The 25,702-nt window shown below is 70.4% G+C and carries 32 protein-coding genes and 2 pseudogenes; 19 read left to right on the top strand and 15 right to left on the bottom strand.

The genetic code is table 11. The annotated features are described in order from the left end of the window. The first annotated feature begins 50 nt into the window (after nucleotides 1-50). On the top strand, nucleotides 51-968 hold the full coding sequence (locus tag OHA65_RS35260; RefSeq protein WP_327280188.1) for an MBL fold metallo-hydrolase: 918 nt from the start codon (nucleotides 51-53) through the stop codon (nucleotides 966-968). Here the strand turns inward: OHA65_RS35260 and OHA65_RS35265 are convergent. Beyond that, entirely contained in the window at nucleotides 950-2,908 is a 1,959-nt protein-coding gene (locus OHA65_RS35265; RefSeq protein ID WP_327280189.1) for a helix-turn-helix domain-containing protein, read from the bottom strand. The genes OHA65_RS35260 and OHA65_RS35265 overlap by 19 nt on opposite strands. Nucleotides 2,909-2,940: 32 nt before the next feature. Continuing rightward, a complete protein-coding gene (locus OHA65_RS35270; RefSeq protein ID WP_327285903.1) occupies nucleotides 2,941-4,308 on the bottom strand; it encodes an MFS transporter in 1,368 nt (455 codons plus the stop codon). Between the two features lie 887 nt (nucleotides 4,309-5,195). Between OHA65_RS35270 and OHA65_RS35275 the strand changes: the two genes are divergently transcribed. From OHA65_RS35275 to OHA65_RS35305, 7 genes are all read left to right on the top strand, one after another. Beyond that, nucleotides 5,196-5,537 carry a metalloregulator ArsR/SmtB family transcription factor gene (locus OHA65_RS35275; protein ID WP_327280190.1) on the top strand — a complete coding sequence of 114 codons (342 nt, stop codon included), beginning with the start codon at nucleotides 5,196-5,198 and terminating at the stop codon, nucleotides 5,535-5,537. Between the two features lie 2 nt (nucleotides 5,538-5,539). Continuing rightward, entirely contained in the window at nucleotides 5,540-7,267 is a 1,728-nt protein-coding gene (locus tag OHA65_RS35280; protein WP_405759334.1) for a SulP family inorganic anion transporter, read from the top strand. Continuing rightward, a complete protein-coding gene (locus OHA65_RS35285) occupies nucleotides 7,264-7,686 on the top strand; it encodes a pyridoxamine 5'-phosphate oxidase family protein (RefSeq protein WP_405758503.1) in 423 nt (140 codons plus the stop codon). The genes OHA65_RS35280 and OHA65_RS35285 overlap by 4 nt, the downstream gene beginning before the upstream one ends. 17 nt (nucleotides 7,687-7,703) lie before the next feature. Beyond that, the gene (locus tag OHA65_RS35290) at nucleotides 7,704-8,108 is read left to right on the top strand and encodes an ATP-binding protein (protein WP_405759336.1); all 405 of its coding nucleotides are present in this window, start codon (nucleotides 7,704-7,706) and stop codon (nucleotides 8,106-8,108) included. Between the two features lie 16 nt (nucleotides 8,109-8,124). Further along, nucleotides 8,125-8,535, top strand: a complete 411-nt coding sequence (locus tag OHA65_RS35295; protein ID WP_328764697.1) for an STAS domain-containing protein — start codon at nucleotides 8,125-8,127, stop codon at nucleotides 8,533-8,535. A 46-nt stretch (nucleotides 8,536-8,581) separates the two neighbouring features. Beyond that, nucleotides 8,582-8,803 carry an alkylphosphonate utilization protein gene (locus OHA65_RS35300; protein WP_327280194.1) on the top strand — a complete coding sequence of 74 codons (222 nt, stop codon included), beginning with the start codon at nucleotides 8,582-8,584 and terminating at the stop codon, nucleotides 8,801-8,803. Nucleotides 8,804-8,978: 175 nt separating this feature from the next. After that, on the top strand, nucleotides 8,979-9,314 hold the full coding sequence (locus OHA65_RS35305; RefSeq protein ID WP_327280195.1) for a metalloregulator ArsR/SmtB family transcription factor: 336 nt from the start codon (nucleotides 8,979-8,981) through the stop codon (nucleotides 9,312-9,314). A gap of 159 nt (nucleotides 9,315-9,473) precedes the next feature. Here OHA65_RS35305 and OHA65_RS35310 read toward each other — a convergent pair whose 3' ends face one another. The 3 genes from OHA65_RS35310 to OHA65_RS35320 are packed head-to-tail and all read right to left on the bottom strand — an operon-like array spanning nucleotide 9,474 to nucleotide 10,293. After that, nucleotides 9,474-9,632 carry a DUF6126 family protein gene (locus OHA65_RS35310; RefSeq protein ID WP_327280196.1) on the bottom strand — a complete coding sequence of 53 codons (159 nt, stop codon included), beginning with the start codon at nucleotides 9,630-9,632 and terminating at the stop codon, nucleotides 9,474-9,476. Then, entirely contained in the window at nucleotides 9,629-9,832 is a 204-nt protein-coding gene (locus OHA65_RS35315; protein WP_327280197.1) for a hypothetical protein, read from the bottom strand. The genes OHA65_RS35310 and OHA65_RS35315 overlap by 4 nt, the downstream gene beginning before the upstream one ends. Then, nucleotides 9,829-10,293 carry an ATP-binding protein gene (locus OHA65_RS35320; protein WP_405758508.1) on the bottom strand — a complete coding sequence of 155 codons (465 nt, stop codon included), beginning with the start codon at nucleotides 10,291-10,293 and terminating at the stop codon, nucleotides 9,829-9,831. Before OHA65_RS35320 ends, OHA65_RS35315 begins: the two co-directional genes overlap by 4 nt. A gap of 52 nt (nucleotides 10,294-10,345) precedes the next feature. Between OHA65_RS35320 and OHA65_RS35325 the strand changes: the two genes are divergently transcribed. After that, on the top strand, nucleotides 10,346-10,522 hold the full coding sequence (locus tag OHA65_RS35325) for a hypothetical protein (RefSeq protein ID WP_405763258.1): 177 nt from the start codon (nucleotides 10,346-10,348) through the stop codon (nucleotides 10,520-10,522). Nucleotides 10,523-10,588: 66 nt separating this feature from the next. Here the strand turns inward: OHA65_RS35325 and OHA65_RS35330 are convergent, their stop codons facing one another. Next, on the bottom strand, nucleotides 10,589-11,209 hold the full coding sequence (locus OHA65_RS35330) for a carbonic anhydrase (protein WP_405759337.1): 621 nt from the start codon (nucleotides 11,207-11,209) through the stop codon (nucleotides 10,589-10,591). Between the two features lie 386 nt (nucleotides 11,210-11,595). Here OHA65_RS35330 and OHA65_RS35335 point away from each other — a divergent pair, with 386 nt between their 5' ends. The 9 genes from OHA65_RS35335 (at nucleotide 11,596) to OHA65_RS35375 (ending at nucleotide 19,988) form a co-directional block, all read left to right on the top strand. Then, nucleotides 11,596-12,177, top strand: a complete 582-nt coding sequence (locus OHA65_RS35335; protein WP_405758513.1) for a hydrogenase maturation protease — start codon at nucleotides 11,596-11,598, stop codon at nucleotides 12,175-12,177. Further along, nucleotides 12,174-13,343, top strand: coding sequence for a 4Fe-4S dicluster domain-containing protein (locus tag OHA65_RS35340; RefSeq protein WP_405763261.1), 1,170 nt, complete (start codon nucleotides 12,174-12,176; stop codon nucleotides 13,341-13,343). The genes OHA65_RS35335 and OHA65_RS35340 overlap by 4 nt, the downstream gene beginning before the upstream one ends. Nucleotides 13,344-13,414: 71 nt before the next feature. After that, a complete protein-coding gene (locus OHA65_RS35345) occupies nucleotides 13,415-13,825 on the top strand; it encodes a cyclic nucleotide-binding domain-containing protein (protein ID WP_405763264.1) in 411 nt (136 codons plus the stop codon). After that, on the top strand, nucleotides 13,822-14,628 hold the full coding sequence (locus OHA65_RS35350; RefSeq protein ID WP_405758517.1) for an FAD/NAD(P)-binding protein: 807 nt from the start codon (nucleotides 13,822-13,824) through the stop codon (nucleotides 14,626-14,628). Before OHA65_RS35345 ends, OHA65_RS35350 begins: the two co-directional genes overlap by 4 nt. A gap of 1 nt (nucleotide 14,629) precedes the next feature. Further along, entirely contained in the window at nucleotides 14,630-15,448 is an 819-nt protein-coding gene (locus OHA65_RS35355) for an oxidoreductase (protein WP_327280204.1), read from the top strand. Continuing rightward, nucleotides 15,445-16,818 (top strand): nickel-dependent hydrogenase large subunit, encoded by a 1,374-nt coding sequence (locus OHA65_RS35360; RefSeq protein ID WP_327280205.1) that lies wholly within the window; start codon nucleotides 15,445-15,447, stop codon nucleotides 16,816-16,818. The genes OHA65_RS35355 and OHA65_RS35360 overlap by 4 nt, the downstream gene beginning before the upstream one ends. A gap of 222 nt (nucleotides 16,819-17,040) precedes the next feature. Further along, the gene (locus OHA65_RS35365; RefSeq protein WP_327280206.1) at nucleotides 17,041-17,910 is read left to right on the top strand and encodes a universal stress protein; all 870 of its coding nucleotides are present in this window, start codon (nucleotides 17,041-17,043) and stop codon (nucleotides 17,908-17,910) included. A gap of 103 nt (nucleotides 17,911-18,013) precedes the next feature. Continuing rightward, a complete protein-coding gene (locus OHA65_RS35370) occupies nucleotides 18,014-19,489 on the top strand; it encodes an AAA family ATPase (protein WP_405763484.1) in 1,476 nt (491 codons plus the stop codon). Between the two features lie 334 nt (nucleotides 19,490-19,823). Then, nucleotides 19,824-19,988, top strand: coding sequence for a hypothetical protein (locus tag OHA65_RS35375; protein ID WP_327280207.1), 165 nt, complete (start codon nucleotides 19,824-19,826; stop codon nucleotides 19,986-19,988). A gap of 225 nt (nucleotides 19,989-20,213) precedes the next feature. Here the strand turns inward: OHA65_RS35375 and OHA65_RS35380 are convergent, their stop codons facing one another. From OHA65_RS35380 to OHA65_RS35420, 9 genes and pseudogenes are all read right to left on the bottom strand, one after another. Continuing rightward, nucleotides 20,214-20,870 carry a CBS domain-containing protein gene (locus OHA65_RS35380; protein WP_328764701.1) on the bottom strand — a complete coding sequence of 219 codons (657 nt, stop codon included), beginning with the start codon at nucleotides 20,868-20,870 and terminating at the stop codon, nucleotides 20,214-20,216. 71 nt (nucleotides 20,871-20,941) lie between these two features. Beyond that, nucleotides 20,942-21,193: pseudogene (locus OHA65_RS35385) on the bottom strand (CBS domain-containing protein); the annotation flags it as partial. 12 nt (nucleotides 21,194-21,205) lie between these two features. Then, nucleotides 21,206-21,811 (bottom strand): CBS domain-containing protein, encoded by a 606-nt coding sequence (locus tag OHA65_RS35390; RefSeq protein WP_405763267.1) that lies wholly within the window; start codon nucleotides 21,809-21,811, stop codon nucleotides 21,206-21,208. A 257-nt stretch (nucleotides 21,812-22,068) separates the two neighbouring features. Continuing rightward, nucleotides 22,069-22,494 carry a CBS domain-containing protein gene (locus OHA65_RS35395; protein ID WP_405763269.1) on the bottom strand — a complete coding sequence of 142 codons (426 nt, stop codon included), beginning with the start codon at nucleotides 22,492-22,494 and terminating at the stop codon, nucleotides 22,069-22,071. A gap of 145 nt (nucleotides 22,495-22,639) precedes the next feature. Continuing rightward, a pseudogene (locus OHA65_RS35400) lies at nucleotides 22,640-22,741 on the bottom strand (hypothetical protein); the annotation flags it as partial. 33 nt (nucleotides 22,742-22,774) lie between these two features. Further along, nucleotides 22,775-23,644 carry a universal stress protein gene (locus OHA65_RS35405; protein ID WP_329315724.1) on the bottom strand — a complete coding sequence of 290 codons (870 nt, stop codon included), beginning with the start codon at nucleotides 23,642-23,644 and terminating at the stop codon, nucleotides 22,775-22,777. Nucleotides 23,645-23,755: 111 nt separating this feature from the next. Continuing rightward, nucleotides 23,756-23,908, bottom strand: a complete 153-nt coding sequence (locus OHA65_RS35410; RefSeq protein WP_327280213.1) for a hypothetical protein — start codon at nucleotides 23,906-23,908, stop codon at nucleotides 23,756-23,758. A gap of 80 nt (nucleotides 23,909-23,988) precedes the next feature. Continuing rightward, nucleotides 23,989-24,423 (bottom strand): CBS domain-containing protein, encoded by a 435-nt coding sequence (locus tag OHA65_RS35415; RefSeq protein ID WP_327280214.1) that lies wholly within the window; start codon nucleotides 24,421-24,423, stop codon nucleotides 23,989-23,991. A 53-nt stretch (nucleotides 24,424-24,476) separates the two neighbouring features. Beyond that, complete coding sequence (locus OHA65_RS35420; protein ID WP_327280215.1) at nucleotides 24,477-24,701, bottom strand: hypothetical protein; 225 nt, start codon at nucleotides 24,699-24,701, stop codon at nucleotides 24,477-24,479. Nucleotides 24,702-25,275: 574 nt separating this feature from the next. Between OHA65_RS35420 and OHA65_RS35425 the strand changes: the two genes are divergently transcribed. Continuing rightward, the gene (locus OHA65_RS35425) at nucleotides 25,276-25,695 is read left to right on the top strand and encodes a CBS domain-containing protein (protein ID WP_229334671.1); all 420 of its coding nucleotides are present in this window, start codon (nucleotides 25,276-25,278) and stop codon (nucleotides 25,693-25,695) included. Nucleotides 25,696-25,702: the final 7 nt, after the last annotated feature.

The raw sequence follows: 25,702 nt of genomic DNA on the forward strand, positions 1-25,702 counted from the left end.
AGCCGGGCAGGCATTGAGGGGCTCATCCGGCTTTTCCTAGACTTGGCGGCATGAAGATCGAGAGCAGGAAGAGCATCGTCCTGGGTGACGTAGAGGTCACCCGTGTCATCGAGTGGCAGGGGCCGTTGGGGCCCACATCCGATCTGGTGCCGGGCGTCGGGGCCGAGGTGTGGAAGGGCAACGAGGACTGGCTGGCGCCGGACCACTGGGAGCCCGTCGAGGACCGGCCGGTCCTGGCCCTCCAGACCTGGGTCCTGCGCAGCGCCGGGAAGACCGTCCTGATCGACACGGGCGTGGGCAACGGGCGCGAGCGGCCCGGTTCGCCGCTCTTCCACCAGCGGCAGGGCGACTTCCTCGGGGAGCTGGCGCGGGTGGGAGTCCGGCCGCAGGACGTCGACGTCGTCGTCAACACCCACGTCCACGGCGACCACGTCGGCTGGAACACCGTTGCGGAGAACGGGGGTTGGGTGCCCGCCTTCCCCAACGCCCAGTACCTCGTCCCGGCCGCGGACGACCACCACTTCGGTCCCGCGAACGGGTACGCGGGCGGCGTGCGGGAGGACGACCGGCTGATCTACGAGGACAGCATCGCGCCCGTCCACCGCGCAGGACAGGTCGTGCTCTGGGAAGGGGCCCACCGCATCGACGAGCACCTCACCCTGGAGGCCGCGCCCGGGCACACCCCCGGATCCTCCGTGGTGCGCCTCGCGTCCGGGACCGACCGGGCGGTCTTCGTCGGAGACCTGCTGCACAGCCCCGTACAGATCCTGGAACCCGCCTGCAACAGCTGCTTCTGCCTGGACGCCGCGCAGGCCGCCGCCAGTCGGCGCCGGATCCTCGAACGTGCCGCGGACGAGGCGGAACTGCTCGTACCCGCCCACTTCGGCGGAACGGGGGCCGTCGAAGTCCGCCGCCAGGGACAGGGGTTCACCGTCGGAGCGTGGGCGGCCTACGAAGAGGTCGGGTAAGGGGACGCGGGAGAGCGCGGGTTCGGCGGGGACGGCGCCCGGCGGGGCCCGGCCGGCGCCAACCGCAGGATCCGCAGGGCGAGCTGCACCTCCAGCGCCCCGGCCGGGGTGTTCCAGTCCTCGCCCAGGATCTGCCGGACCCGGTCCAGGCGCTGGACCACGGTGTTGACGTGCACGTGGAGGGCGTCCTTGGTACGGGCCAGGCTGGCCCCGTACGCGAAGTAGGCCTCCAGGGTGCCCACCAGTTCGGTCCCGCGCTGCGCGTCGTACGCGATGACCGGTCCCAGTACCCTCTCGACGTACGCGCCGACGTCCGCCCGGTCCCCGAGGAGCACCCCGAGGAAGCCGAGGTCGGGCAGACCGGCTCCGCCGCCGCTGTGACCGAGGGCGTGCAGGGCCTCAAGGCAGCGCAGCGCCTCCGCGTACACGCCCGGCAGGCCGTCCGGGTCGGCGGCGGGTCCGGCGGAGCCCGCGGTGACCGGGCTGCCCAGCGTCTGTCCGAGTTCGGCGGCGAGCGAGCGGGCGAGCGGGCCCGGGCTGTCCGTCGGGGCGAGGAGCACGACGCGGCCCTGGTGCAGCCCGGCCAGGCCGTCACGGGCGCGTGCGTGGCGGGCGGCCTCCACCGCCAGCCGGGACCGCAGCGCGGGATCGCAGTGCAGCACCACCAGGGCGTGCGGGCGGGCGAGGTCGACCCCGAGCTTGCGGGCCCGCAGGGTCTGGCTGCCGGTGTCCCGGACCCGGCCGGGCGCCACCGGGGCCAGCAGGTCGCCGAGCAGTTCGCCGCGGACCCGGTCCTCGGCGTGTGCGATGGAACGCCGCAGCAGGAGCAGCAGCGCCGTCACCAGGCCGGCCCGCTCGAACAGCCGCCGCTCCGCGTCGGGGAGGTCGCCGCGTCCGCCGAGCGTGATGCTCCCCAGGAGCTCCGGCCCGGCGAGGACCGCGCAGACCCACACGCCGCCCACGGCGACGGCCCGCCCGCCGGAACGCGAGGCGGCCAGGGCGTGCTCCGGCGGCCCGACCGGGTCCGGGCCGACCCGCGCGAGCTCGGCGCCGTCGGAGTCCCGGACCACAAGGCTGCCGCCCAGCAGGGCGGCGACCTCCCGGGCGACGTCGGCCACGTCACCGCCGCGCAGGACGAGGCGGGTGAGGCGGTCGTGGGTCTCGGCGGCGAGCCGCACCGCCTCGCTCTGGGCGCGGGCGGTCTCGGTGGCGACCCCGAGCTCCACGAGGGCGGCCCGGGTCTCTTCGAGCAGGCGCGCGCTGTCGATGGCGACGGCCGCGTGATCGGCGAGGGAGGAGAGCAGCGCGACCGCGTCGGGTGCGAAGTCGCGGACCGCCCGGTCGGCGGCGTACAGCACCCCGATCACGCGGGTCCCCACGCGCAGCGGGACACCGAGGATGCCGCGCAGGCCCTCCTCACGGACCCCGTTGTCGATGGTGTCGGTATGCCGGAAGCGGTCGTCCGTACGGTAGTCGGCGCTGGCGTACGGGCGGGCGGTCTGGGCCACGAGGCCGCCGAGCCCCTCGCCCATGCCGAGCCGCAGCTGCTGGAAGGCGGCCGACACCGAGCCGTCGGTGACCCGCATGAACGTATCTCCCGCCACCGGGTCGTTGAGGGTCATGTACGAGACGTCGCTGCCCAGCAGCATCCGGGCCCGGTGGACGATGGCACGCAGCACCGCGTCGAGGTCGCGCAGGGCGGCGAGGTCACCGGCCGTGTCGAACAGGGCCGTCAACTCGGCCTCGCGCCGCCGGTGCTGATCGAGCGTGCGCCGGATGTCGAGAGCCACCCGGGTGGCCCGTTCCACGAAGGCCTGCTCGGCGGGGCCCGCCCCGGCGGTACGGGCGTCCGCGGCGGGCCGGGCGAACTCCTCGGGCGGCGCGCCGCGGCGCAGCAGTTGGAGCAGTTCGAGCAGGGCGGTATCCCTCGCGGAGGCCATGGCGGCATTCTCCCGTGGCCGGCCGGGCCGGATCAGGCCGGGTCCGCGACGGCCGGGAGAGGGGCCGCGCGGTCGGCGGAGTCCGTACCGCCCCCAGCCCGGGTCAGGTCACGGCCGCGGGTCTCCCGGGCGAAGGCGACGGTGAGCGTGGTCACCACGGCGGCGGCGCAAAGGTAGAGGGAGACGGGGACCGAGGAGCCGTAGTCCTTGAGGAGCTCGACGGCGATGAGCGGAGCCAGCGCTCCGGCCACGATCGAGGCGAGCTGCGAGCCCATCGAGGCGCCGGAGTAGCGGACTTCCGTGTCGAACATCTCGGAGATGAAGGCGGCTTGGGGCCCGTACATGGCGCCGTGCAGGAGCAGCCCGGCGGTGACGGCGGCCGTGATGACGGCGAAGGACTTCGAATCGACCAGCGCGAAGAACCCGAACGCCCACACGGCCATGCCGGCGGAGCCGATCAGCGTCACCGGGCGCCGGCCGATCCGGTCCGAGAGCGCACCCCAGGCCGGGATGGTGACGAAGTGGACGGCCGACCCGATCAGGACGGCGTTCAGCGCGGTGCTCTTGGGCAGACCCAGGTGCGCCGTGACGTACACCAGGAGGAAGGAGGTCAGCACGTAGTAGGAGATGTTCTCGCCGAAGCGGGTGCCGATGGCGGTCAGCACCTGGCGCATGCTACGACGCAACACCCGGACGACGGGAGCCTCGCCCTCGCGCCCCTGTCGGGCGGCCTGCGCGGCGAGGAACACGGGGGACTCGGAGACGGACAGGCGGATCCACAGTCCGACGATCACCAGGACACCGGAGAGCAGGAACGGGACGCGCCAGCCCCAGGCCAGGAACGCCGCATCGGACTGCACCCCGGCGAGCAGTGCGAGCACCCCGGTGGCCAGCAGGTTTCCGCCCGGCGCACCGGACTGCGGCCAGGACGCCCAGAACCCCCGGTGCTCGGCCCCGCCGTGCTCGGAAACGATCAGCACCGCCCCGCCCCACTCACCGCCGAGGGCGAAGCCCTGCACCAGCCGCAGCACGGTGAGCAGCACGGGAGCCCCGACACCGAAGCTCGCGTACGTGGGGAGCAGCCCCATCGCGAAGGTGGCCCCGCCCATCATGAGCAGGCTGAGCACCAACAGCTTCTTGCGCCCGACCTTGTCCCCGAAGTGCCCGAACACGACCCCGCCGAGCGGCCGGGCCAGGAACCCGATGGCGTAGGTGATGAAGGCGATCAGGGTGCCGGTCAGCGGATCGCTGGTGGGGAAGAACAGTTTGTTGAACACGAGCGCGGCGGCGGTGCCGTAGAGGAAGAAGTCGTACCACTCGATGGTGGTCCCGACGAGACTGGCGGCAACGACTCTCTTGATGGATCCGGCGGTCGGGGGGGCGGTCTCGGGGGAGGCCATGAACACCACTTCCAGGAGGTCTGCGGGGACGATCGGTGTCGCCACAACGTAGAAGTCCCCAGGTAAGCGGCATATGTGCCGGCCCATCACAATGAGGCGCTGTTCTATGTGTCCCACGCCCACACCACCGACGGAGCCGCCTCCCACGACCCCGGCCGCGATGGCGACGGCCTCTGCCGGAATTGCAGAGTTGCGCCCGTTTTGGAGGACTGGTGCTGACTCCCGTGCTGGTTTGGTGCTGGTTACGCTGCGTTGAGCGCGCCCCGTTTATGGTCAAGGCGGCACAGAACGGAACACGCAGGAGACGTGATGTCGCTTCGACTCCCCGGCCTGCTTCGTGCCACCGCATGCCGTCATCGACTGACCGATGCAGCCGTCGTGTCCGATCGGAGAGTGCGCCCCGAGGTCTCCGCTGTGGGGACCGGTGACGAGCGGAGCGGAGCAACCGCCATGAGCCGCGGGGGTGCCACTCGGGCTGGGGGGACGAGCTCGATGCGCCGGATGCCACCGCGGAACGGAGCGGGCGAATCCCGCTTCGTGATCAGCTCCGGGGGGAACGCGGTCGTTGCGCAGCCGCGGCACCGTCGTATCCCGCGCCATCTCCTGGCCGTCCGTCTGTCGGGCGTCCAGACGCCCGCTCGTCGGGCCGCCGCATCCCTGGCCTGAATCTCACGGGCGTGTCTGCCGGTGCCGGAAGGGACCTCGCCGCCGGGCGGTGCGGCGAGTTCCCTTCCTACAGTGCGCCCGCGGCGGGCGGCGGATCGCAGGATCTGTGAATTGCAGAAGTCTGCAATTTCATAGATGCTGTTATTGCTGTGTCCGTAGGTAGCCGCGGGCGCAGCACCAGGCGTTTGCCCCGTTCGGGGTGGTGAGAAGGGTGCGAGACCGTGCCGGTTCCGCTGTATCAGGCGAAGGCCGAGTTCTTCCGGATGCTCGGGCACCCGGTGCGGATAAGAGTTCTGGAGCTGCTGCAGGACGGGCCGATGCCGGTGCGGGAACTGCTGGCCGCGATCGAGGTCGAGCCCTCCGCCTTGTCCCAGCAGCTCGCGGTCCTGCGTCGCTCGGGGATCGTCACCTCGACCCGCGATGGATCAACCGTGGTCTACGCACTGGCGGGCGGGGACGTCGCGCAGCTGATGCTGGCCGCGCGGCGGATCCTGACCGAGGTCCTGACCGGGCAGAGCGAGCTGCTGGAGGAACTGCGCGAGTCCGAGGTTGCGGCCTCGTGAGCATGAACACCGCCCTGGCGGCCGTGCTCGGCCGGATCCGTTCCGTCCTGCCCGCCCGGGCCGACTACGCGGTCATGGCCCGCAACCCCCGCCGGGACCTCCTGGCCGGCCTCACGGTGGCGATCGTCGCCCTTCCCCTCGCCCTCGGGTTCGGGGTCTCCTCCGGGCTGGGCGCGGAGGCGGGGCTGGCCACCGCCGTGGTCGCGGGCGCGCTCGCCGCCCTCTTCGGCGGCTCGAACCTCCAGGTGTCCGGCCCGACCGGCGCGATGACGGTGGTCCTGGTGCCGATCGTCGCCCGGTACGGGCCCGGCGGCGTCCTGACCGTCGGGCTGATGGCCGGCGTGCTCCTGATCGGTCTCGCCCTGCTGCGGGCCGGGCAGTACATGCGGTACGTGCCGGCACCGGTGGTGGAGGGCTTCACCCTGGGGATCGCGTGCGTGATCGGCCTCCAGCAGATACCCAATGCCCTCGGGGTCGCCGAGCCGGAGGGCGAGAAGGTCCTGCTCGTGGCCTGGCGTGCGCTCACGGAGTTCGTTGACTTCCCGAACTGGACGGCGATCGGCCTCTCGGTGGGTGTCGCGGCGCTGATGCTGGCCGGGGCCCGGTGGAAGCCGACCATCCCGTTCTCCATCGTCGCGGTCATCGCCGCGACCGTGATCGCGGAGGTCTTCCGTCTTGACGAGGCGGCCCCGATCGGTGACCTTCCCTCCGGGCTCCCCGCTCCGTCCCTGGCCTTCCTCAACGCTTCCGCGTTCGGCTCGCTGCTGGCCCCGGCGGTCGCGGTCGCGGCGCTCGCCGCGCTGGAGTCCCTGCTGTCGGCGACCGTGGCGGACGGGATGACGGTGGGGCAGAAGCACGATCCGGACAAGGAGCTGTTCGGGCAGGGCATCGCCAACCTCGCGGCTCCGCTGTTCGGCGGTGTGCCGGCCACCGCCGCGATCGCCCGCACGGCGGTCAACGTCCGCACCGGCGCCTCCTCCCGGCTGGCCGCGCTCACCCACGCCGCGGTACTCGCGGTGATCGTGTTCGCCGCAGCCCCCCTCGTCTCGAAGATCCCCCTCGCCGCACTGGCCGGCGTTCTGCTGGCGACCGCGATCCGCATGGTCGAGGTCGGCTCACTAAAAGCGATGGCCAAGGCAACCCGATCGGACGCCGTCGTCCTCGTCCTGACCGCCGCCGCCACCCTGATCCTCGACCTCGTGTACGCGGTGATCCTCGGCCTCGTCGTCGCGGGAGCCCTCGCCTTGAAGGCAGTGGCGAGCCAGGCCCGGATGGAGCAGGTCGACTTCCGCCCGGACCTGCCCGGCGAGCACAGCGACGAGGAACACGCCCTGCTGGCCGAGCACATCGTGGCCTACCGCATCGACGGACCCCTCTTCTTCGCCGGCGCCCACCGCTTCCTCCTCGAACTCTCCGAGGTCGCCGACGTGAAGGTGGTCATCCTGCGCATGGCGCGGGTGACCACCCTGGACGCCACCGGCGCCCTCGTCCTCAAGGACGCCGTTCAGAAGCTGAACCGGCGCGGCATCGCCGTCATGACCTCCGGCATCCGGCCCGGCCAGCGCCAGGCCCTGGACGCCGTCGGCGCCCTGGACCTGCTGCGCCTGGAAGGCCGCGAGTACGCCACCACCCCCGAGGCGATCGTCGGCGCCCGCAAACACCTGGAGCAGGCGGGCCTGCTGCCCCGTACGCATCACCGACCGCACCGCATCCGGAAGGCCGCACGATGACCGCCCCCGCCGACCGCCGCATGATCGAGGTCTCCGGCACCGAAGTCCTGTGGCTCCTCGAAGGCTCCATCCAAGGCCGACTCGTCTACATCCAGCGGAAGGTGGCCGTCGTCCGCCCCGCCGCACACGTGATGGAGTACGGACGCCTCGTCGTCCGCGCCCCCGTACAAGCCGCCACCATCCGCGGCCGGGCGCTGTTGACCTACCAGGTCGATGAGATCCGGAGCCCGGCCGGGACCGGCTGGACGGTCAGCGCCCACGGCCCGGCCGATGTCATCGCCGACCCTGACGAGGCCGCCCACTACCGGCGCACCCTGCCCGGCTGGGCTTACGGCCCCCATGACACACTGCTGCGCCTGCACCCGCAGCAGGTGTCCGGGTTCCGCCTGGCCCGCACCGTGAACGGGGCGGGCCGGTGAGCGGCCAGGTCGAGGCGATGCCCTACCGGCACGTGTTGGACGTGCCGGCCATAGGGGCCGCCGTCCGCATCGCCCGCGAGACCACCGAGCTGGTTCTCGTCGAATGCGGGGTGGGCCTTCGCCACCCGAGCGTCGGCCCGGCGCTGCTGATCCTGGCCGAACTGGTCACCAACGCCGTCCGCCACGCCGCCGTGACGTCCCCGATCATCACGGTGACCTACGCGCACGGGCCGGGGGCGTTCGCGTTCGCCGTCCACGACCGCCACCCCTACCAGCCCGCCCTGTTCGGGGCGCTCGCCACCGCCCCGGGCAGCGGCCTGGCCATGGTGGTCGAAATGACGATGGCACTCGGCGGCACCGCCGTCGTACGGGCGGACGCGGACGGGCGTGGCAAGGCCATCTGGATCACCCTTCCCCTGTGAAGCCGAGGAGCTGACGATGACGATCGAATGGCGCTACACCACCCGCCAGGACCTGGGCGTGCTGTCCCTGGCCGGGTATCTCGGCGCGGACGCCACCGACCGGTTCACGGGCGCCATCGGCTGGGCGATCGCGCGGGGCACCGGCCCGGTCATCCTGGACCTGACCGGTCTACTGGGCTGGTCGGCCGGCGGGCAGATCGCCGTTGCCCAGGCCGCGCGCCGCCTCGCCGAGAGCGGGCGCCGACTTGAGCTCGCCGCGATACCGGCGGACGGTTCCCTCGTCCCGGACGCGACCTGTCCGCCCGTCCCGGTCCACTGCGACCTCGCCGCCGCTCTGGCCGCCCACGGAGCCCACGGGACGGTCAAGCAGTGGACCACCGATGACTGGCCCACTCCGCAGTCCCCTGAGGCACCCGCCCTCACCTGAACCCAGCACACCATCCGCAAGATCAGCGACGAAGGGCATCGGCACCATGAGCGACATCATCTTCAAGGACTCCAACGGCACCGTCCTGGAGGACGGGGACTCGGTCACCCTGACCAAGGACCTGAAGGTCAAGGGGACCTCCGAGACCCTCAAGCGCGGCACCCTGGTCAAGAACATCCGCCGTACCTCCCGCCCGGGCGAGGTCGAGTGCAACACCAAGAAGGTCAAGGGCCTGGTTCTGAAGACCGAGTTCCTCAAGAAGGCCTGACCGGCGAAGGTCCCACTGCGGGAGGCGAACGTCACGAAGGTGCCCCGCCGGGTCCCGCGAGTTGCAAGGATCTGCAATTGTGGAGGTCGCAAGGTGTGAAGAGGGGCGAATGGATGCCTCTACGAAGGAACGGTTCCGGGTGGATGAGATGGGCAGTCACGGCAGGGGTACCCAGGTGAGCACACCGCTGTACCAGCTGAAGGCGGAGTTCTTCAAAACGCTGGGGCACCCGGTCCGTATCCGCGTCCTGGAACTCTTGGCCGAGCGCGAGCACGCGGTCGCCGAGATGCTGCCCGAGGTCGGGGTGGAGGCCGCGAGTCTCTCCCAGCAGCTCGCCGTCCTGCGCAAGGCCAACCTGGTGATCACCCGCCGGGAGGGCTCGAACGTGTACTACAGCCTCACCCACCCCCAGATCGCCGAGCTCCTGCGGGTCGCCCGCGGCATCCTCTCCGGCGTCCTGGAAGGCCAGGCCGAACTCCTGGCCGACCTCAAGGCCAGCCGCCACGCCTGAACGGTGCCCCACGGTGCCGGCCCTGCGGGGCCCGCCCCCCACATGCGGCGGCCGTCTTCGTTAGTGCGGGTTCAACGCGCTTCTGACACCGGAAGACGGCCGCTCCCTCATATGCCGAACCTGCGCCGCAGGCGTGCGGGCCCCACTTCGGTCCCGGCCTCACTTCTGGGCGTGCTGCCCCAGGTAGAACAGCAACCAGATGAACCCGGCGAACACGTGCGTGCCGAAGATGTAGAAGAAGGCCCGCATCGCAACGCCCTTCTCTTTCCACTTCTCGTGCTCCGCCGCCGTGTCCTTGTCTGGCAGGTTGTCCGTCATGACGCGTCTTCCTTCCTGGTGCTCGGCTCCTCGACCGGGCGGCGGCACGGGCGGACGCGGACCTGCATGCCGTGTTCGCCGGCGTACTCGATGACGGCCGCGACTTCGCCGGCCTCGACCGTGCGAACCTCCGGTTCAGGGCCGGTTCCGAGGTAGGTGATCTCGTACAGCCTGACGGCCCTTTGGTTCCTGCTGGTCACGGTGTGCCTTCCGGCAGGATGAAGCGGACGACCACCGTTTTGCCGTGCCCGCCGGAGGAAGGCTCGATACGGACGTCGCCGCCGAACGTGCGCGCCAGGTCAGCCACCGTGCGCAGCCCCTGCCCGGAGGTCCGGCCAGCATCGGCCAGCGTCATCGGGCGCGGGTCCAGGTCCTCGACCGAGACCACGAGCAGGTGCTCGGCCATGTGGAGAGTCACCTCCGCATCCCGGGAGTCCTGAGCGTGTCGGACGGCGTTGGCCACCAGCTCGCTGACCACCAGGAGCACGGCGCCGAAGAGCGCGCAGGAGCTCTCCAGGCCGAAGAGGACCAGGGACCGTTCGCTGCGCTCGCGCGCGGCCCGCACGGAACCCGGCACCAGCGGCACCGTCCACACGTGCTTGAGCACCTCGACGGCCGGCTGTCCGCTGGGGTGCCGGGCCGTCACCGACGCCTCGGACACGCCGGTGACACTGTCTGGTTCACCGGCTGTCTCCGGCGTCGGTGGCCGCGCCGTGATCGTGGGCCACGCGCAATGCGTCCTCCAGCTCCTCCGCGGCCTGTGCCTCCGCGAAGGCATCGTCAGCTTCCTGTGCAGCCTGGAGGCGAGCCCGCGCCACACGGACCCGTTCCAGCGCCGCTTCCTCGAACTCGGCCACACCGCGACCCCCGTCCACCATATCCAGAACTAGTAAATTGCATAACTCTGCAAGTCTAGCTGGTGCGGGTCCGTTGGGAGGTTCACCTGCCGAGGCTGGTCAGGGCACCTTGCGCACCAACTGGCTGGTCAGCTCGTAGCGGGAGCCGACTCCGGCCAGGCAGCCGTCGACGACCCGGGCAGTGAGGGCCGGCTCGGCGGCAAGGCGTGCCCGGATCCGGCGGACGCTCTCGGTGACCGCCGCGTCGATCCGAGCTTCGCCCTGAAGCCGGTGGTTGATCGCCGGTCGGATCCGGTCCTCCAAGTAGCGGATGTGCGCCGAGAGTTCGCCGCCGGCCTCGGCGTGCACGGCCGCCGCGACCGCCCCGCAGCCCTGATGGCCCAGGACGACTATCAGCGGGACGCCGAGTTCCAGCACACCGTAGGCGATACTGCCCAGGACTGCTTCGTCCAGAACTTCGCCCGCCGCCCGCACGGTGAGCAGATCGCCCAGCCCTTGGTCGAAGACCAACTCCGGCGGCACCCGCGAGTCCACGCACCCGAGCACCACGGCGAACGGATGCTGCCCGCCCACCAGCGCCCGGCGCACATGCCCGGCGCGGTCCGGACGGCTCTCGTGGAACGTCCGCTCCTGGCTTCGCGAGTCGGGGCGGTTCATGACCAGCACCGGGCGTTGGTCTCGACCACCCTGTGGCGGCGGGGGATACCGGTGGGGTCGGATGGAACGGAGAGTGCCGGGAAGCCCAGCCCCGCGTTTCCCACGATCCGGCGCCCGCTGAACGGACGGCCAGTGCCGGACGGTCCCGTTCCAGAGCCGCGCGTCCCATGCTCGGCCTCAGGACCCAGAAGCGTGGTGAGGCTGCGTCCATAACGGCCGAGGGAACGCCCCAACGGGGGGAGGGATGACAAATCCGGGATGCAAGCACCTGACTACCGAACGCAACGGATCACCGATGGCCGTAACGGGCGCGGGCACCTTGGTGGGCGGCCGGGCCCCGCACATCACTCGGTGCGGTGCCATGCGCCGTTTGCCCCGTGGCACAGGACGTCATCCCGCGAGTGGGGCAGGCTGTGCCTGGAGACGCCCGAAGAAGGAAGCGGGTACGTATGAAGCCGCTCGCCGGTACGGCGGTCATTGGGATCGGCAATGAGTTCCGACGCGATGACGGGGCGGGGTGGGCCGCCATCGCGTTGCTGCGCGCACGGAAGGCGCAGCGACCTCTCCCGTCCGGCACTGAGCTCTCACAGTGCGACGGAGACCCCGGCCGGCTGATCAGCCTCTGGGAAGGCAAGGCCCTCACATTCGTCGTCGACGCCTGCTTCCCACCTGCGGCGCAGCCCGGTCGAACACACCGGTGGTGTGTGGCTCCCGGCGAGATGCCGCACCCGGCCGCCGCAGGAAGGCAGAGCACCCACGGGCTGGGGCTCGCCGAGGCCCTGTGCCTCGCCGACAGTGTCGGGCGCGGCCCCGGCCGTCTCATCGTGTACGCGGTCGAGGGGGCGGACCGCTCGCTGGGCACGGGGCTCACCCCGGCGGTGGCGGCCGCCCTGCCGCTTCTGGCCCTGCGCATCGAGGCGGACGTCCACCGGCACGGCCGGCGGACTCGCCGGAGCGGTTCGAACCCCGGGGCCCGCAGGTCTGAGATGCTGCCGCATCCAGGCACGTGGAGACCGAGAGGTGCACCGTGACCGACGTTTCGGATGTCGGAGCCGTCCCCGACCACCAGGCCGAGGCCGTTCTCGACCGCGACGGTCTGGACGCGCTCGTGCGCGTCCTGAAGCGGCGCGGCCGCACGGTGATCGGTCCGACCGTGCGCGACGGCGCGATCGTCCTCGACGAGTTGGACTCCGCAGACGCACTCCCCTACGGGTGGGGGGTCGAACTGGAGGCGGGGAGGTACCGCCTCCGTCGCCGCGAGGACGGGGCGGCCTTCGCGCACAGCGCGGGACCCCAGTCATGGAAGTCGTTCCTGCATCCGGAGCGCGTCCGTCAGTGGTTCGCGGACCGCGGCCCGGACGGTGCTCCGGTTGTCCGGGAGGAGGAGCAGGAGCGCGTCTCGTACGCGTTCCTCGGCGTGCGGCCCTGCGATCTGCGTGCCATTCAGATCCTGGACCGTGTGATGAGCGGAGGCAGGTACCGGGATCCCACCTACCTGTCCCGGCGGACGGGTGCCTTCCTGATCGCGGCCGAGTGCACCGAGCCGGGTGCCACCTGCTTCTGCGTCTCGATGGGGAGCGGGCCGGCCGCCGACGCCGGGTACGACCTCGCTCTCACCGAGGTCGTGGACGATGCGGGCCACCGCTTCCTGTGTCGGAGCGGGAGCGAGGAGGGAGCCGCGGTCCTTGCGGAACTGCCGCGTCGGAGCGCCGACGACCCCACCCGGGAGGCTGCGGCCCAGGCCGTGAGCGCCGCCGCAGAACGTATGGGCCGCTCCATGCCGCTCGTGGACCTGCGCACGCTGATGCGGGACAACCTTGAGGCGGAGCGCTGGGACGACGTCACGGCCCGGTGCCTGAGCTGCGGCAACTGCACCATGGTCTGCCCCACCTGCTTCTGCACCACCACGGAGGACGTCACCGACCTGACCGGCGACCACGCCGAGCGCTGGCGCCTTTGGGACTCCTGCTACGACCTGGACTTCTCGCTCCTCCACGGCGGTGCGGTCCGGTCCACCCCGCGGAGCCGCTACCGCCAGTGGCTCACGCACAAGCTGGGTACCTGGCACGACCAGTTCGACAGCTCCGGCTGTGTCGGATGCGGCCGGTGCATCGTGTGGTGTCCCACGGGCATCGACCTCACAGAGGAAGCCCACGCCTTGCACCAGGAGGCCACGCAGCGGGGGAACACGCCGTGAACCCGCATCCGGGTGGGCCTCCCGGCGAGGGGGTGCTCGCCGCTCTGGCGCCTGAGCACCGTGGGAGGCTGATGGCCCTCGCCCGGGACGTCGCCCTTCCGGGCGGCAAGCGGATCTTCGAGGAAGGGGAGGAGGCCGACCGCTTCTGGATCATCCGCTCGGGCTCGGTCGCGCTCGACATCCACATGCCCGGTCGGGGGCGCGCTGTCGTCGAGACCATCGGTGCGGGCAGCCTGCTCGGCTGGTCATGGCTGTGCCCACCTCGGCAGTGGCACCTGGCGGCGGAGACACGGGACCCCGTCCGTGCCTGGGAGTTCGATGCCGCCGCCGTCCATGAGCTGTGCGCCGAGGACACGGCGCTGGGCCTGTCGCTGGTCACCGCCGTCGCTGAGACCATCGGCGACCGGCTCCGAGCCACCCGCACGCGGCTGCTCGACCTCTACGGACCGCCGGGACCGCAGGGGAGTGAGGGAGCGCCATGACACCCACACCGCTTTCCTACCGCGTGGCGGACCGCCGCGACGACACGCACGACACGGTCACGCTGGTACTGGAGCCTGTCGGGGACGCCCTGAACCCCTTCGTACCCGGCCAGTTCGCGATGCTGTACGCGTTCGGTGTCGGAGAGATCCCGGTGTCCGTGTCCCGGACCACCGGGGGGAGACGGTTGACGCACACCGTCCGCGCCGTCGGGGCCGTCTCGCGCGCACTGTGCGGGCTGATGCCCGGCGCCTGGGTCGGGATCCGCGGCCCCTTCGGTACGGGATGGGACACGGCTGCCGCTCACGGCAACGACCTGCTCGTCATCGCCGGCGGCATCGGGCTCGCCCCGCTCCGTCCCCTCGTCGACTCCGTCCTGGCCGAGCCGCACGCCTTCGGGCGGCTGAACGTCCTCGCCGGTTCCCGGACACCGGCCGATCTGCTCTACCAGGACGAGTTCCCCGCCTGGGGAAAGCCGTTCGCCGCCGTCACGGTCGACCGGCCTTCCGACGGCTGGACCGGCAGGGTCGGAGTCGTCACCACCCTGCTGAGCGAGGCCCGGTTCACACCCTCGGACACGGTCGCCTTCGTCTGCGGTCCCGAGGTGATGATGCGCGCGACCGCACGGGCGCTGATCCAACAAGGGGTACGTCCCGACCGCATCCAGGTCTCCCTCGAACGCAACATGCGCTGCGCCACCGGCCACTGCGGCCACTGCCAGCTGGGGCCCCTGCTCCTCTGCCGCGACGGCCCGGTCGTCGGCTACGACCAGGCCGAGCCCCTGCTCACCGTTCGGGAACTGTGAGATGAGTGCCTCCACCACACCCCAGCCTCCTGCCCGTCCCCGCCTCGGCGTCTTCAAGCTCGCCTCCTGCGACGGCTGCCAGCTCACCCTCCTCGACTGCGAGGACGAACTGCTCTGCATCGCCGCCGAACTGGAGATCGCCCACTTCCTGGAAGCGTCCAGCGAGCCCGCGCCCGGCCCGTACGACCTCGTCCTCGTCGAGGGGTCGGTCAGCACACCCGAGCACCTGGAGCGCATCCGGAGAATCCGCGCCGATGCCCGCCACCTCGTCACCATCGGGGCCTGCGCCACGGCCGGCGGCGTGCAGGCGCTGCGGAACCACGCCGATGTCGAGGGGTACCTGGCGACCGTCTACGCCCACCCCGAATACATCGAGACCCTCGCTGCCTCCACTCCGATCTCCGCCCACGTCCCCGTCGACTTCGAACTGCGCGGCTGTCCCATCGACCGCGGCCAGCTCGTCGAGGTCATCACAGCCTTCCTCGCCGGACGCAAGCCCGCCATCCCGAACCACAGCGTCTGCTTCTCCTGCAAACGGCGCGGCAACGTCTGCGTCACCGTCGCCCATGGCACGCCCTGCCTCGGTCCCGTCACCCACGCGGGCTGCGGGGCCCTCTGCCCGACCTACGGGCGCGGCTGCTACGGCTGCTTCGGGCCGGCCGGAACCACGAACCTTCCCGCGCTGGTCCCGCTCATGCAGCGGGACGGGATGAGCGAGGAGGACATCGGCAGGTTCCTGCACACCTTCAACGTGACCGCCTTCACCGCCGTGGAGGAGCAAGGTCAGCCCGGTACGACCGACGGGGAGGGCTTCGGATGAGCGATCCCACGCCCCGGACCCAGCTCCGGACCCAGGAGCTCCGCATCCCCTCCCTCGCCCGTGTCGAGGGTGAGACCGCGCTGCACCTGAGGATCCACCACGGCACCGTCGTCGAGGCGCGACTCAAGATCTACGAGCCACCGCGGTTCTTCGAGGCCTTCCTCCGGGGAAGAGCGCACACGGAGCCTCCCGATCTCACCTCCCGCATCTGCGGGATCTGCCCCGTCGCCTACCAGATGAGCGCCTGTCGTGCCATCGAGGACGCGTGCGGCGTGATCGTCGACGGACAACTGGCTGCCCTGCGCCGCCTGCTGTACTGCGGCGAGTGGATCGAGAGCCAGACCTTGCACATCCACATGCTGCACGCACCGGACTTCCTCGGCGAAGACGACGTGATCGGTCTGTCCCGCTCGCATCTGGACCACGTCAAGCGCGGACTGCGCCTGAAGCAGACCGGCAACGCCGTGGTCGAACTGCTCGGGGGCCGGGCCATCCACCCCGTCAACGTCCGGATCGGAGGCTTCCACCGCGCCCCGACCCGCGCCGAACTCCGCCCCCTGGAAGAGCGGCTGCGCACCGCCCTCGACGACGCCTGGGACACGGTGCGCTGGGTCGCCGGCTTCGAATTCCCGGACGCCGAGTGTGAAGCCGACCTGCTCGCCCTCGCCGAGCCGGGCACCTACGCCATCGAGTCCGGCGTGCCCACCGTGCTCCCGTACGACGCGACGCCGCCGTACAGCTTCCCCCTGCGGGACTTCACCGACCACGTTGCCGAGGAGCAGGTGTCCCACTCCACGGCCCTCCACTCCCGTTTGGACGGCCGGAGACATCTCGCCGGTGCGCTTGCGCGCTGGGCGGTCAGCGGTCACCTGCTGTCCCCGTTGGCCCTGGAAGCTGCACGGGAGGCCGGGCTGGGTGGCCCTCCGTCGCAGGCAGGCGCCGGGCGGGGAGTGGTCTGCAGGAACCCGTACCGAAGCATCCTCGTCCGTGCGGTGGAAGTCCTGTACGCGGTGGAGGAGGCCCTTCGGATCATCGCGGAGTACGAGCGTCCCGCCCTTCCGTACGCAGAGGTGCCGGCCCGAGCCGGCACCGGTCACGGCGCTACGGAGGCGCCAAGAGGCTTGCTCTACCACCGCTACGCGTTCGACGGCGGGGGGCGTGTCACGGACGCATGCATCGTTCCGCCGACCGCCCAGAACCAGGGCGCCATCGAGGAGGACCTGCGCCGGCTGGTCCAAGCCGGGCTCGATCGGGGTGAGGGCTCCGAGGCCGAGCTCACCCGGCTGTGCGAGCGGGCCGTCCGCAACCACGACCCGTGCATCTCGTGTTCGGCCCACTTCCTGGAACTGGACATCGAGCGCACCCATTGATCACGCCCTGGAAGGACGGCCTCCTGCGCGCTGCGGGGAGGCTTCGGGCGCTCCTCGGATGACATGCGGCCGTAGCTCGGCGCGTTGGCACAAGTGCTTCATTGAGTACCCCTTACGGTCGCTGCACGGCTACCGGCGCGAGCGCGGGGACGACAGGGCTCCGGGCCGGCCGGACGGACACCTCACCGCCATTCCAGTCATCTACCAGACGGAGCAGTCGGCATGGAGCCAGTCGTCACCGTGGGCCTCGACGGCTCACCCGAGAGCCTCGCCGCCGCCCGTTGGGCCGCTGACGAAGCCGACCGCCGCAAACTCACGCTGCGCCTGCTGCACGCGTGGCCCCTGCTCACGCCGGAATCGACCCACGTTCCCGCCGAGATGGATCAGAACTACTGGGCGAAGCGGATCGTGCACAACGCGAAGGCCGAGCTCCAAGCGCGCCACCCGGGCCTGGTCATCGTCGGAAACCTGGTCGCCGAGGATGCCCAGGAGGCGCTGCTGAAAGCGGCGGCGGAGTCCGAGATGACCGTGCTCGGCTCGCGCGGACTGGAGTCCGTCGAGAGCTATTTCCTGGGCGACATCAGCATGCCCGTCGTCGCACGGGCCGAGCGGCCGGTGGTCCTGGTGCGCGCCGGGACAGAGGGTCCGTCGTCCGCTCCGGGTGCCTCGGGCGGCGTGGTGGTGGCACTGAAACTGCGCGGTCCGTGCGACGACCTGCTCGCGTTCTCCTTCGCCGCCGCCGCGGCGCGCGGCGTGCCCCTTCGAGCCGTCCATGGCCGGAGCGTTCCCCTGCACGCTCATGCTCCCTGGGGCACGGACCACGACGTGACCGAGAAGATCACGAAGGACGCGCAGAAGCTCCTGAGCGACGCCCTCCGCCCCTGGCGCGAGAAGTTTCCGAGTGTGGAGGTGGCCGACAGCGTCGGTCTTGAAAGCCCCACCAAGGCCGTGGTGCGGGCCGCCGAGGGCGCAGGGCTTCTGGTCGTCGGCCGTCGCATGCATCGTCCCGCCCTGGCACCCCCATTGGGCTCCGTGGCCACCGCCGCGATCCATCACGCGCGCTGCCCCGTCGCCGTCATTCCCCATGACTGAGCCGACCCACCGCGAGGAGCCGCCGGTGCCGGCGCACCGGACCGACGCGTCCGTGCTCCGGACCGGCACCGGCGTCGATGTTCCACCACTCCCGCGGGCAGAGGTGTGTGAGACGCACACGGCCGTGCTGTTCTTCGTCGGCGACCGCGCCTATAAGCTGAAGAAGCCGGTCGACCTGGAGTTCCTCGACTACACGACCACGGCGGCCCGGCGGACCGTGTGCGAACGAGAAGTCGCCCTCAACCGTCGCTTCGCTCCTGACGTCTACCTGGGCCTGGGTGAATTTCGCGGACCGGACTCCGACACGCCCGAACCTCTCGTGGTGATGCGTCGGATGCCGGCGGAACGCCGCCTGTCCCTTCTCGTGAGTCAAGGCGCCGACGTCGACGACGCCCTGCGGACCGTCGCACGCCTCCTCGCCTCCCGTCACGCGGACGCGCCTCGTGGCCCGGACATCGACGAACAGGGCAGGCGGGACGCGCTGTCCGCACGCTGGGAAGCGAGCTTCACACAGGTCAGGGAACTGACCGAAGATGTCCAGCTGCTCGACGGGGTGGAGGAGATCGAGCGCCTGGTGCGTCGCTATCTCGCCGGCCGCGAGAAACTGTTCGACACGCGTATCGAACAGGGGCGGGTGGTCGACGGCCACGGCGACCTGCTCGCCCAGGACATCTTCTGCCTCGACGACGGACCCCGCGTCCTGGACTGCCTGGAGTTCGACGACCGCCTTCGTTACGTCGACGGCCTCGACGACGCGGCCTTCCTCGCCATGGACCTCGAGCAGACGGGTGCCCCGGAGGCCGCGGCGTTCTTCCTCGCCCAGTACGGCGAGTACTCCGGCGACCCCGCACCGCCGTCCCTTTGGCACCACTACGTCGCCTACCGCGCGTTCGTCCGTGCCAAGGTCTCCCTGATCCAGGCAGCCCAAGGCGCTCGCGGCGCGCAAACGGCCGCGCGGCGACTGGTCACCACGACGCTGCGCCACCTGCGTACCTCCGCTGTCGGCCTGACCCTCGTCGGCGGCCTCCCGGGCAGTGGGAAGTCCACGCTCTCCGGCGCGCTGGCCGATCGCCTGGGCGTCACACTGCTCAGCAGCGACCGCCTCCGCAAGGAGCTGGCAGGCATGCCGGCGGAGGAATCCGCAGCCGCCGACTATGGCGAAGGGCTGTACACCCCCGAGTGGACCGCGAGGACATACGCGGCCCTGCTCGACCGGGCGTCCACCCTGCTGTCCCTGGGCGAGTCCGTCGTCCTCGACGCCACCTGGTCCGATGCCACACAGCGCGAAGCCGCCCTCCGCATGGCCGAACGCACCAGCGCCGACCTGGTGGCCCTGCACTGCCAGGCTCCGGGAGAGGTGTCAGCCGCGCGCCTGACCACCCGCGCCCCCGGAGCATCCGACGCCACCCCTGAGGTGGCCAAGGCCATGGCAGCCGCGGAGCCGCCGTGGGAGGAGGCCGTCCCCATCGACACCGGCGGCCTGTTGGAGGCCGCGGTCATCCAGGCGATGGCGGCCGTACGCCCCTACGGCTCCGGCCAGGCCCCGGTCTTCCGCCGCCCGTACATGGAGCCGGACTGATCAGCGTGGCGAGCCGGTGCGTAGTCGCCCGCTCGCCGCAACGAACGTCCTGTTCCAAAGGGCCCGGGCGGGCGGGTGATGACCGGGTGAATCAGAGTCTCTCCGGCATGACGCACGCGCAGGGGTAGGTAGTGCGGCCTCTATTGCCGGTGCCGGCCCGGCCGAGAAGAAGCGCGAAGCGGACGGCCGCGGTGGATTGATTCGCCCTGCGGCAGATCTGTCCCGACCCCGGCAAGAGCAGGTGCCGAATGCCTCCGGTGGACCCGCCCCTTGCTATGGCGCACAGTGGCACGGGACGCCGTACACCCGCTGTCTTGATCACGGAGGCTTTGTCATGACCCAGAGCACCCCTTCCGAACAGGACCGTTTGTCCCTCGTCGAAGCACAGGTGCAGACGCTTGCCCAGGCAGTGCGGGCACTGGCCGAAGGGTTGGAGGCCAACCCCTCGCAGGAGACAGAGGGATCGGCCCAAGCGGCGCGGCGCACGGCTCGCTCATGAGCTTCTCCTGGCCCGGGGCCTGTAGTGCCACTGGGAGGACCGCATGGTGGAAGGCGACGAGGGGGGTAGGGGACGTCGATCGTTCATGATGGCTTCCCAATGCACGGGGGATGACCGGGATCCACTTGACGGGCCACGTCCACCGTGAGGAGGGGATGGTTCGACCGCGCCGACGTGCTGACCGGCCGCGGGATCCGGAGGTACTCGACACGGTCGTCGGCTCGCTCAGGCTGAGGTCGTGTCGTCGATGGCGTATCCGAGACGTGAGGTGACGGAGACCACGCCGTCCACGGTCCGGCAGAGGCGTTCGATGAGTGGGATGAGGCTTTTGTAGTCGACCGTTCCTTGCAGTTCGACCCGGCCGTCGGTGACGCCCACGGTGATGGCCGAGGGGCTCTGACGCAGGCTGAGGTCGAGCACGTCACCCATGATCTCGTGACGGATGTCCTCGTCGTCCCGCAGGAAGATCCGCAGCAGGTCGCGTCGGCTGACGATTCCGATCAGTACGTCCGAGTCGTCCACGACCAGGAGCCGCTTGACTCTTTGGGCTTCCATCAACCGGGCGGCCTCGGCGACGGTCCAGTCCGGCCGGGCACACACGGGGGGCGAAGACATCAACTCCTCGGCGCACGTACCCGCTGCCTTGTCCTCCTGCCAGGCCTCCCGTTCGGGAAGTGACCTGAAGTACTCGCTTTGGCCAGCGGACTTCGGCAGCAGGTCCCGTTCGGAGATCACGCCGAGCGGTCGGCCGGCGGAGTCGACGACCGGAACGGCTGACACCTCGTGCTCCGTCAGGGTGCGGGCGATCTTCTTGAACGGAGCGTTGTTGGGGACGGTGACGACCTCGCGGGTCATCAGTTCGCGGACTTCCCGATGCTTCATGCTCTTCTCCTACCGCTCGGTGGGCGTTCGGGCGCCGACCGACACGTCGTCCTGTGCGTAGTCGAGCTGGTTGACCACGTCGACGACGCCGTCGACGCTCTGGTCATGAGATCGGCGGCCGTGTTCGTGCCGCTGCCGGAGCTGCGCTTGCGCAGCAGGTCGGCCTCGGAGACGACGCCCACGGGACGGTCGGCCTCGTCCACCACGGGCACGGCGGAGATGTCGAACTCCTTGAGGAGCCTGGCGATTTCCTTGAACGGGGTGCCCCGCTGGACGCTGACGGCTGTCGGGGTCATCAGGTCGGCGACGCTGCGGTGCCTCATCGTCGGCCTCCCTCACGTGCGGACTTCGGTGTCGAGGCGCACGGCCGTGACGTCCACGACTCCCGGTACGGTGCGTGCGACTCGGACGAGCACGTCCTTGAGGGCCGGGTTGGGGATGGAGCCGTCCAGGTGCACGATGCCGTCGGCCACGTGGACCTGCACCATGGCCGATCCGGCGGGGATGAGCTCTGCCATGATCAGTTCGCGGAGCTCCTCGGCGATATCGGCGTCGGGGCGGAGATAGATCTTGAGGAGGTCGCCCCGGCTGACCACGCCGATGAGGCGGCCGTCGCCGTCGACGACGGGGAGCCGCTTGAGGTGGCCGCGGGCCATCAGACGGGCGGCGCCGGGGATGGCGGCGTCTTTGGTCACGGTGACCGCCGGTACGGTCATCAGTTGCCCGGCGGTGACGGCGCGGGACTCGTCCGCGCCCTGGGTCTTGAGCAGCAGATCCGCTTCGGACACCACGCCGGCGACCCGTCCTTCCTCCGACAGAACGGGCAGAGCGCTGATCCGCCACTGCCGCATGGTCTCCACGATGCCCTTGAAGGGTGTTCTGCGGTCGACGGAGATGACGGCATGGGTCATCACGTCCTCGACGGTGCGAAGGTGTTTCATGATGCCTCCAGAGCGGCGTCCTGATACATCCGATCGTGGACACCTGTGCCTGCCTGACGGTAGGGCCGTCAGGGGATCACTTCGGGCTGACCAGCCCTGTTCTCCAGGTGACGGGCGTACTTCATGAACGGGCGTACCTTCATGAAAATGACGGGAAGAGTCCCTGGGAGGATGCGCAGAAGCGGCTGGCGGCCGTGCACCGCACGAGCGGGATCCGCGAGAAGCGGGCGGATTCTTTCCGCCCTGTGTCGCGGGGGTCAATGCGTGGCACGGCGAGGGTCGGCAACTGGAGACAGGTCGTCGACCGCGTAGCCGAGGGCCTGGTCCACGCTGAAGACCCCATCGACCGACTGCCACAGTCGTTCGGCAACCGGAATGGCCGACCGCTCCTCGACCTGGCCGCTCAGGGAGACGACCCCTTCGCTTACGGTCACCGCAACGCCTCCCGGGGTCATCCTGAGGGTCCGGCCCAGTACGTCGTCGACGATTTCATCGCGGCGGAGCATGGGGCGCAGCAGGTCGGTGCGGCTGACGATGCCCACCAGGGTTCCGGTCCCGTCGACCACCGGCAGACGCTTGGCACCTCGCTCGTGCAGGAAACGGGCCGTCTCGACGATGCCCCACTCCGGCCGGGCGGTCAGGACGGGGGTGGACATCAGATCGCCGGCGGTCCGGGGATCCATGGAGGCACGGTCCATCGGCGCCGTGGTGTGCAGGGGCTCGCGCCCTTCGGTATCGGGCAGCCCGGCTTGCCTGCGGAGCAGGTCGGCTTCGGGAGATGATGCCGATCGGATGGCGACGGGTGTCCACGACGGGCAGGGCCGACACCCCGTTGTCGGCAAGGCTCCGGGCGACCGTTTTGAGTGAGGCTTCGGGGCTCGCCGTGGCCACGTTCCGGGTCATGACGTCTGCGACAGTGCGATGAGACATGGTCCGATCTCCTTGTGAGTGGTTTACGGGCCGTCAGTCGTGAGCGATGACCGCGACGGGCGCCACGGCGTGGTGCAGGACCGCATGGGCCACGGACCCCAGATGTACGCCCAGAGGCGAGCGGCGCAGGTGGCGACCCACAACGACCAGGTCCGCCCTCGCCGCGGCCCGGACGAGCTGCTCGCCTGCGGGCCCCTCGAACGCCTCGTGGGCGACGCTCACGGACGGGAACTTGTGCCGCCACGGCATCAGCATGTCGTCGAGCATCACGGTGACACTCCGGCCGACCTCCCGCTCGTTCTCCGGGTCGAAGAAGGGCGCGTACTGGTACATGGAGGGCATCTTCCAGCCGTGGACCGCACGCAGGACGCAGCCGCGACGGTCGGCTTCCTCGAAGGCGAAGGTCAAAACCTTGTCCGCTGCCTCGTGGATGTCGATACCCAGGACGATCTCCCCGTACCGGATGGGCTCGGCCTCCTCGGGCGCGTCCGACACGCGTACGAGCGCCACTGGCGTCTCGGTGGCCACCAATGTCGACAAGCTCACCGAGCCGATGAGGAAGCCGACCAGGCCTCCCACCCCGCGGGAGCCGAGTACGAGCAGCCCGGCGTCGGCCGCCTCCGCGGCCAGGGCTGCAGCCGGCTTGCCGGAGAGGCTTCTCGTCGAGACCTCCAGCCCGGGATGCCGGCGTCGCACGTCTTCCAATGCGTCGGTGAGCGCCTCGTCGGCCCAACGGTCGGCTTCCTCGCTGCCCAGCCCCGGTACCGCGGGACTGATCAGCCAGTCGACAGCGTGGACGAGCCTCAGCGGCACGTCCCGCATGGCCGCCTCCTGGGCGCCCCACCGAGCCGCAGCCCGGCTCTCGCGAGAGCCGTCGACGCCGACGGTCACATGGTGCTTCATGGCGAGACCTCCTTGGGCGCCGCAGCACCGCGGCCCTCTTCCAGCGTTAGCTGCGGCACGGTGACCGAGGAGGGGCCGAGTGGCCCCATGTGGGACCGATCAGCCCCCCCGCTACTCCCCGGAGGTGCGGTCCGCGCAGCCGTCCAGGGTGTTCACCGCCGGATAGTCGGTCTCGGGCAGGGCGAGACCGGTGCGCCCGCTCAGCGCCTCGATGAAAATGAGGGGAGCGAGCTGCCGGTAACCGCCGTGCGCCGGCGCTCCCATGCCCAGGAGGGGGAGCGATCCGTCGCAGGGATCGCTCTCCGCGGCCGGGCCAAGGCGTGTGTGAGGGCGGAGGCACACGTTCAGGAGGGCGGCCCGGGTGGTTCCTCGAGGACGCTCCACGCGACGGGGCCGAGTAGGTCCGCCACCCGCTGGAAGACGTCCATCAGCAGGTCATCCACGGTCAGCATGCCCACCACCTGGTTTCCGTCCAGCACAGGCAGGCGGCGGACCCCGGTTCTCCGGAAGGTCCGGTACGCCTCGTGGATGTCGTCGGTCGCATTCAGGGTGACGACTGGGGATGTCATTACCGCGTCCACCGGCTCGCCCATATCCAGGCCCCCGGCCAGCGCGCGCAGGGCCAGGTCACGGTCGGTGACGATACCCCGAAGCGCCCCACCTTCCGTGACCACTACGGAACCGATCCCGTACTCGCCCATCTGCCGGGCCACCTCACCGACCGGCGTCCGCGGAGGAATCGTCACTGCTGGTGCGCTCATTCGATCGGATACGTTCATCGTTCAGCTGCTCCCTGAAGCCTGCGGCCCGTGGGGCAGCAGGAGGTTGGAGTTCATGCTGCGGCTTCGGTGTCGACGGGCAGTTCGGACAGCCGCCCTTCCAGCATGCCGTCGGTCAGCCGCACGGCGCGACGGCCAAGGGCGTTGAGGAGCCGAACGGCTTCGTGGGCCAGGACGCAGTAGTACTCGCCGCGGCAGTAGGCGACGACTTCGGTGCCGGGCGGCAGTCCCGCCTGACCCGACGTGGCAGCGGGCAGCCGTCCGGGTGAGAGAACCACGGCTGATCGGCGGGTGCGCAAGCGGTCACGGCACCGCTCTCCCGAAGCTGCCGCGAAGTGCAATGTAACTCGGCGTGTCATGAGGGCTTTGGCCTCGGACTTCCAGCGTCGCCACCCGGATGTTTCTCCGCTCGGACCGCGCCATCGCCGCGAAGTGCAGCGGGTGGGGCATGAGCGTTGAGTACGCGTATCCGGTTCGGAGGTCGTGGGTGGGGTGCAGTGCCGCCCGGGCCGGGCCGGCAACACGCACCGACAGGCACTACCTCGATGCCAGCCCGTGTGTCCGGCCGAGGGCGGTGCCGAAGCCACCCATGTGGCCGCAGGCTTTCACTGTTGGCCCGAGTCGACGGTGATCACTTCTCGTTTAGGCCGAATGGTCCCCTCAAAGGACCCGATGGTCTCAAGACCGTTTTCCAGGCCAGGCGCAGATTGGAGGAGTTCCTGTCGGGCGCTCGATCGAGCCCAGGGCAGATGAATCGAGGAGGGGGGAACTTAGGCGCAGCGTGTTCCCGGACCCTCAGAAGGGGCACTCGGAGTTCCGTTCTCTGTCACCACAACCAACCAGGAGGCGGCCGTGACGACCGCGCGAGAGATCATGCACGAGGGCGCGTCCTGCGTCCGCGAGGAGGAGACGCTCATGGACGCGGCACGCCGCATGAGCGAACTGGGAGTGGGAGCACTCCCGATCTGTGGGCCGGATGACCGGCTGCACGGCATCATCACCGACCGTGACATCGTGATCAAGTGCCTGGCCAAGGGCAAGGACCCGCACCACATGACGGCAGGCATGCTGGCCGAGGGCAAGCCGTTCACGGTCGCTGCGGACGCAGACAGCGGACAGGTCCTGCACATCATGCAAGAGCACCGCGTCCGACGACTGCCCGTCATCGAAGACCACCGGCTCGTCGGCATGATCAGCGAAGCCGACCTGGCACGCCATCTGTCAGAAGACCAGGTCGGGCACTTCGTCGAAGCCGTCTGCGCCGTCCCTTGAAGCCCTG

The organism is Streptomyces sp. NBC_00045, from assembly GCF_045041095.1.
In the GTDB taxonomy this organism is placed as follows: Bacteria; Actinomycetota; Actinomycetes; order Streptomycetales; family Streptomycetaceae; genus Streptomyces.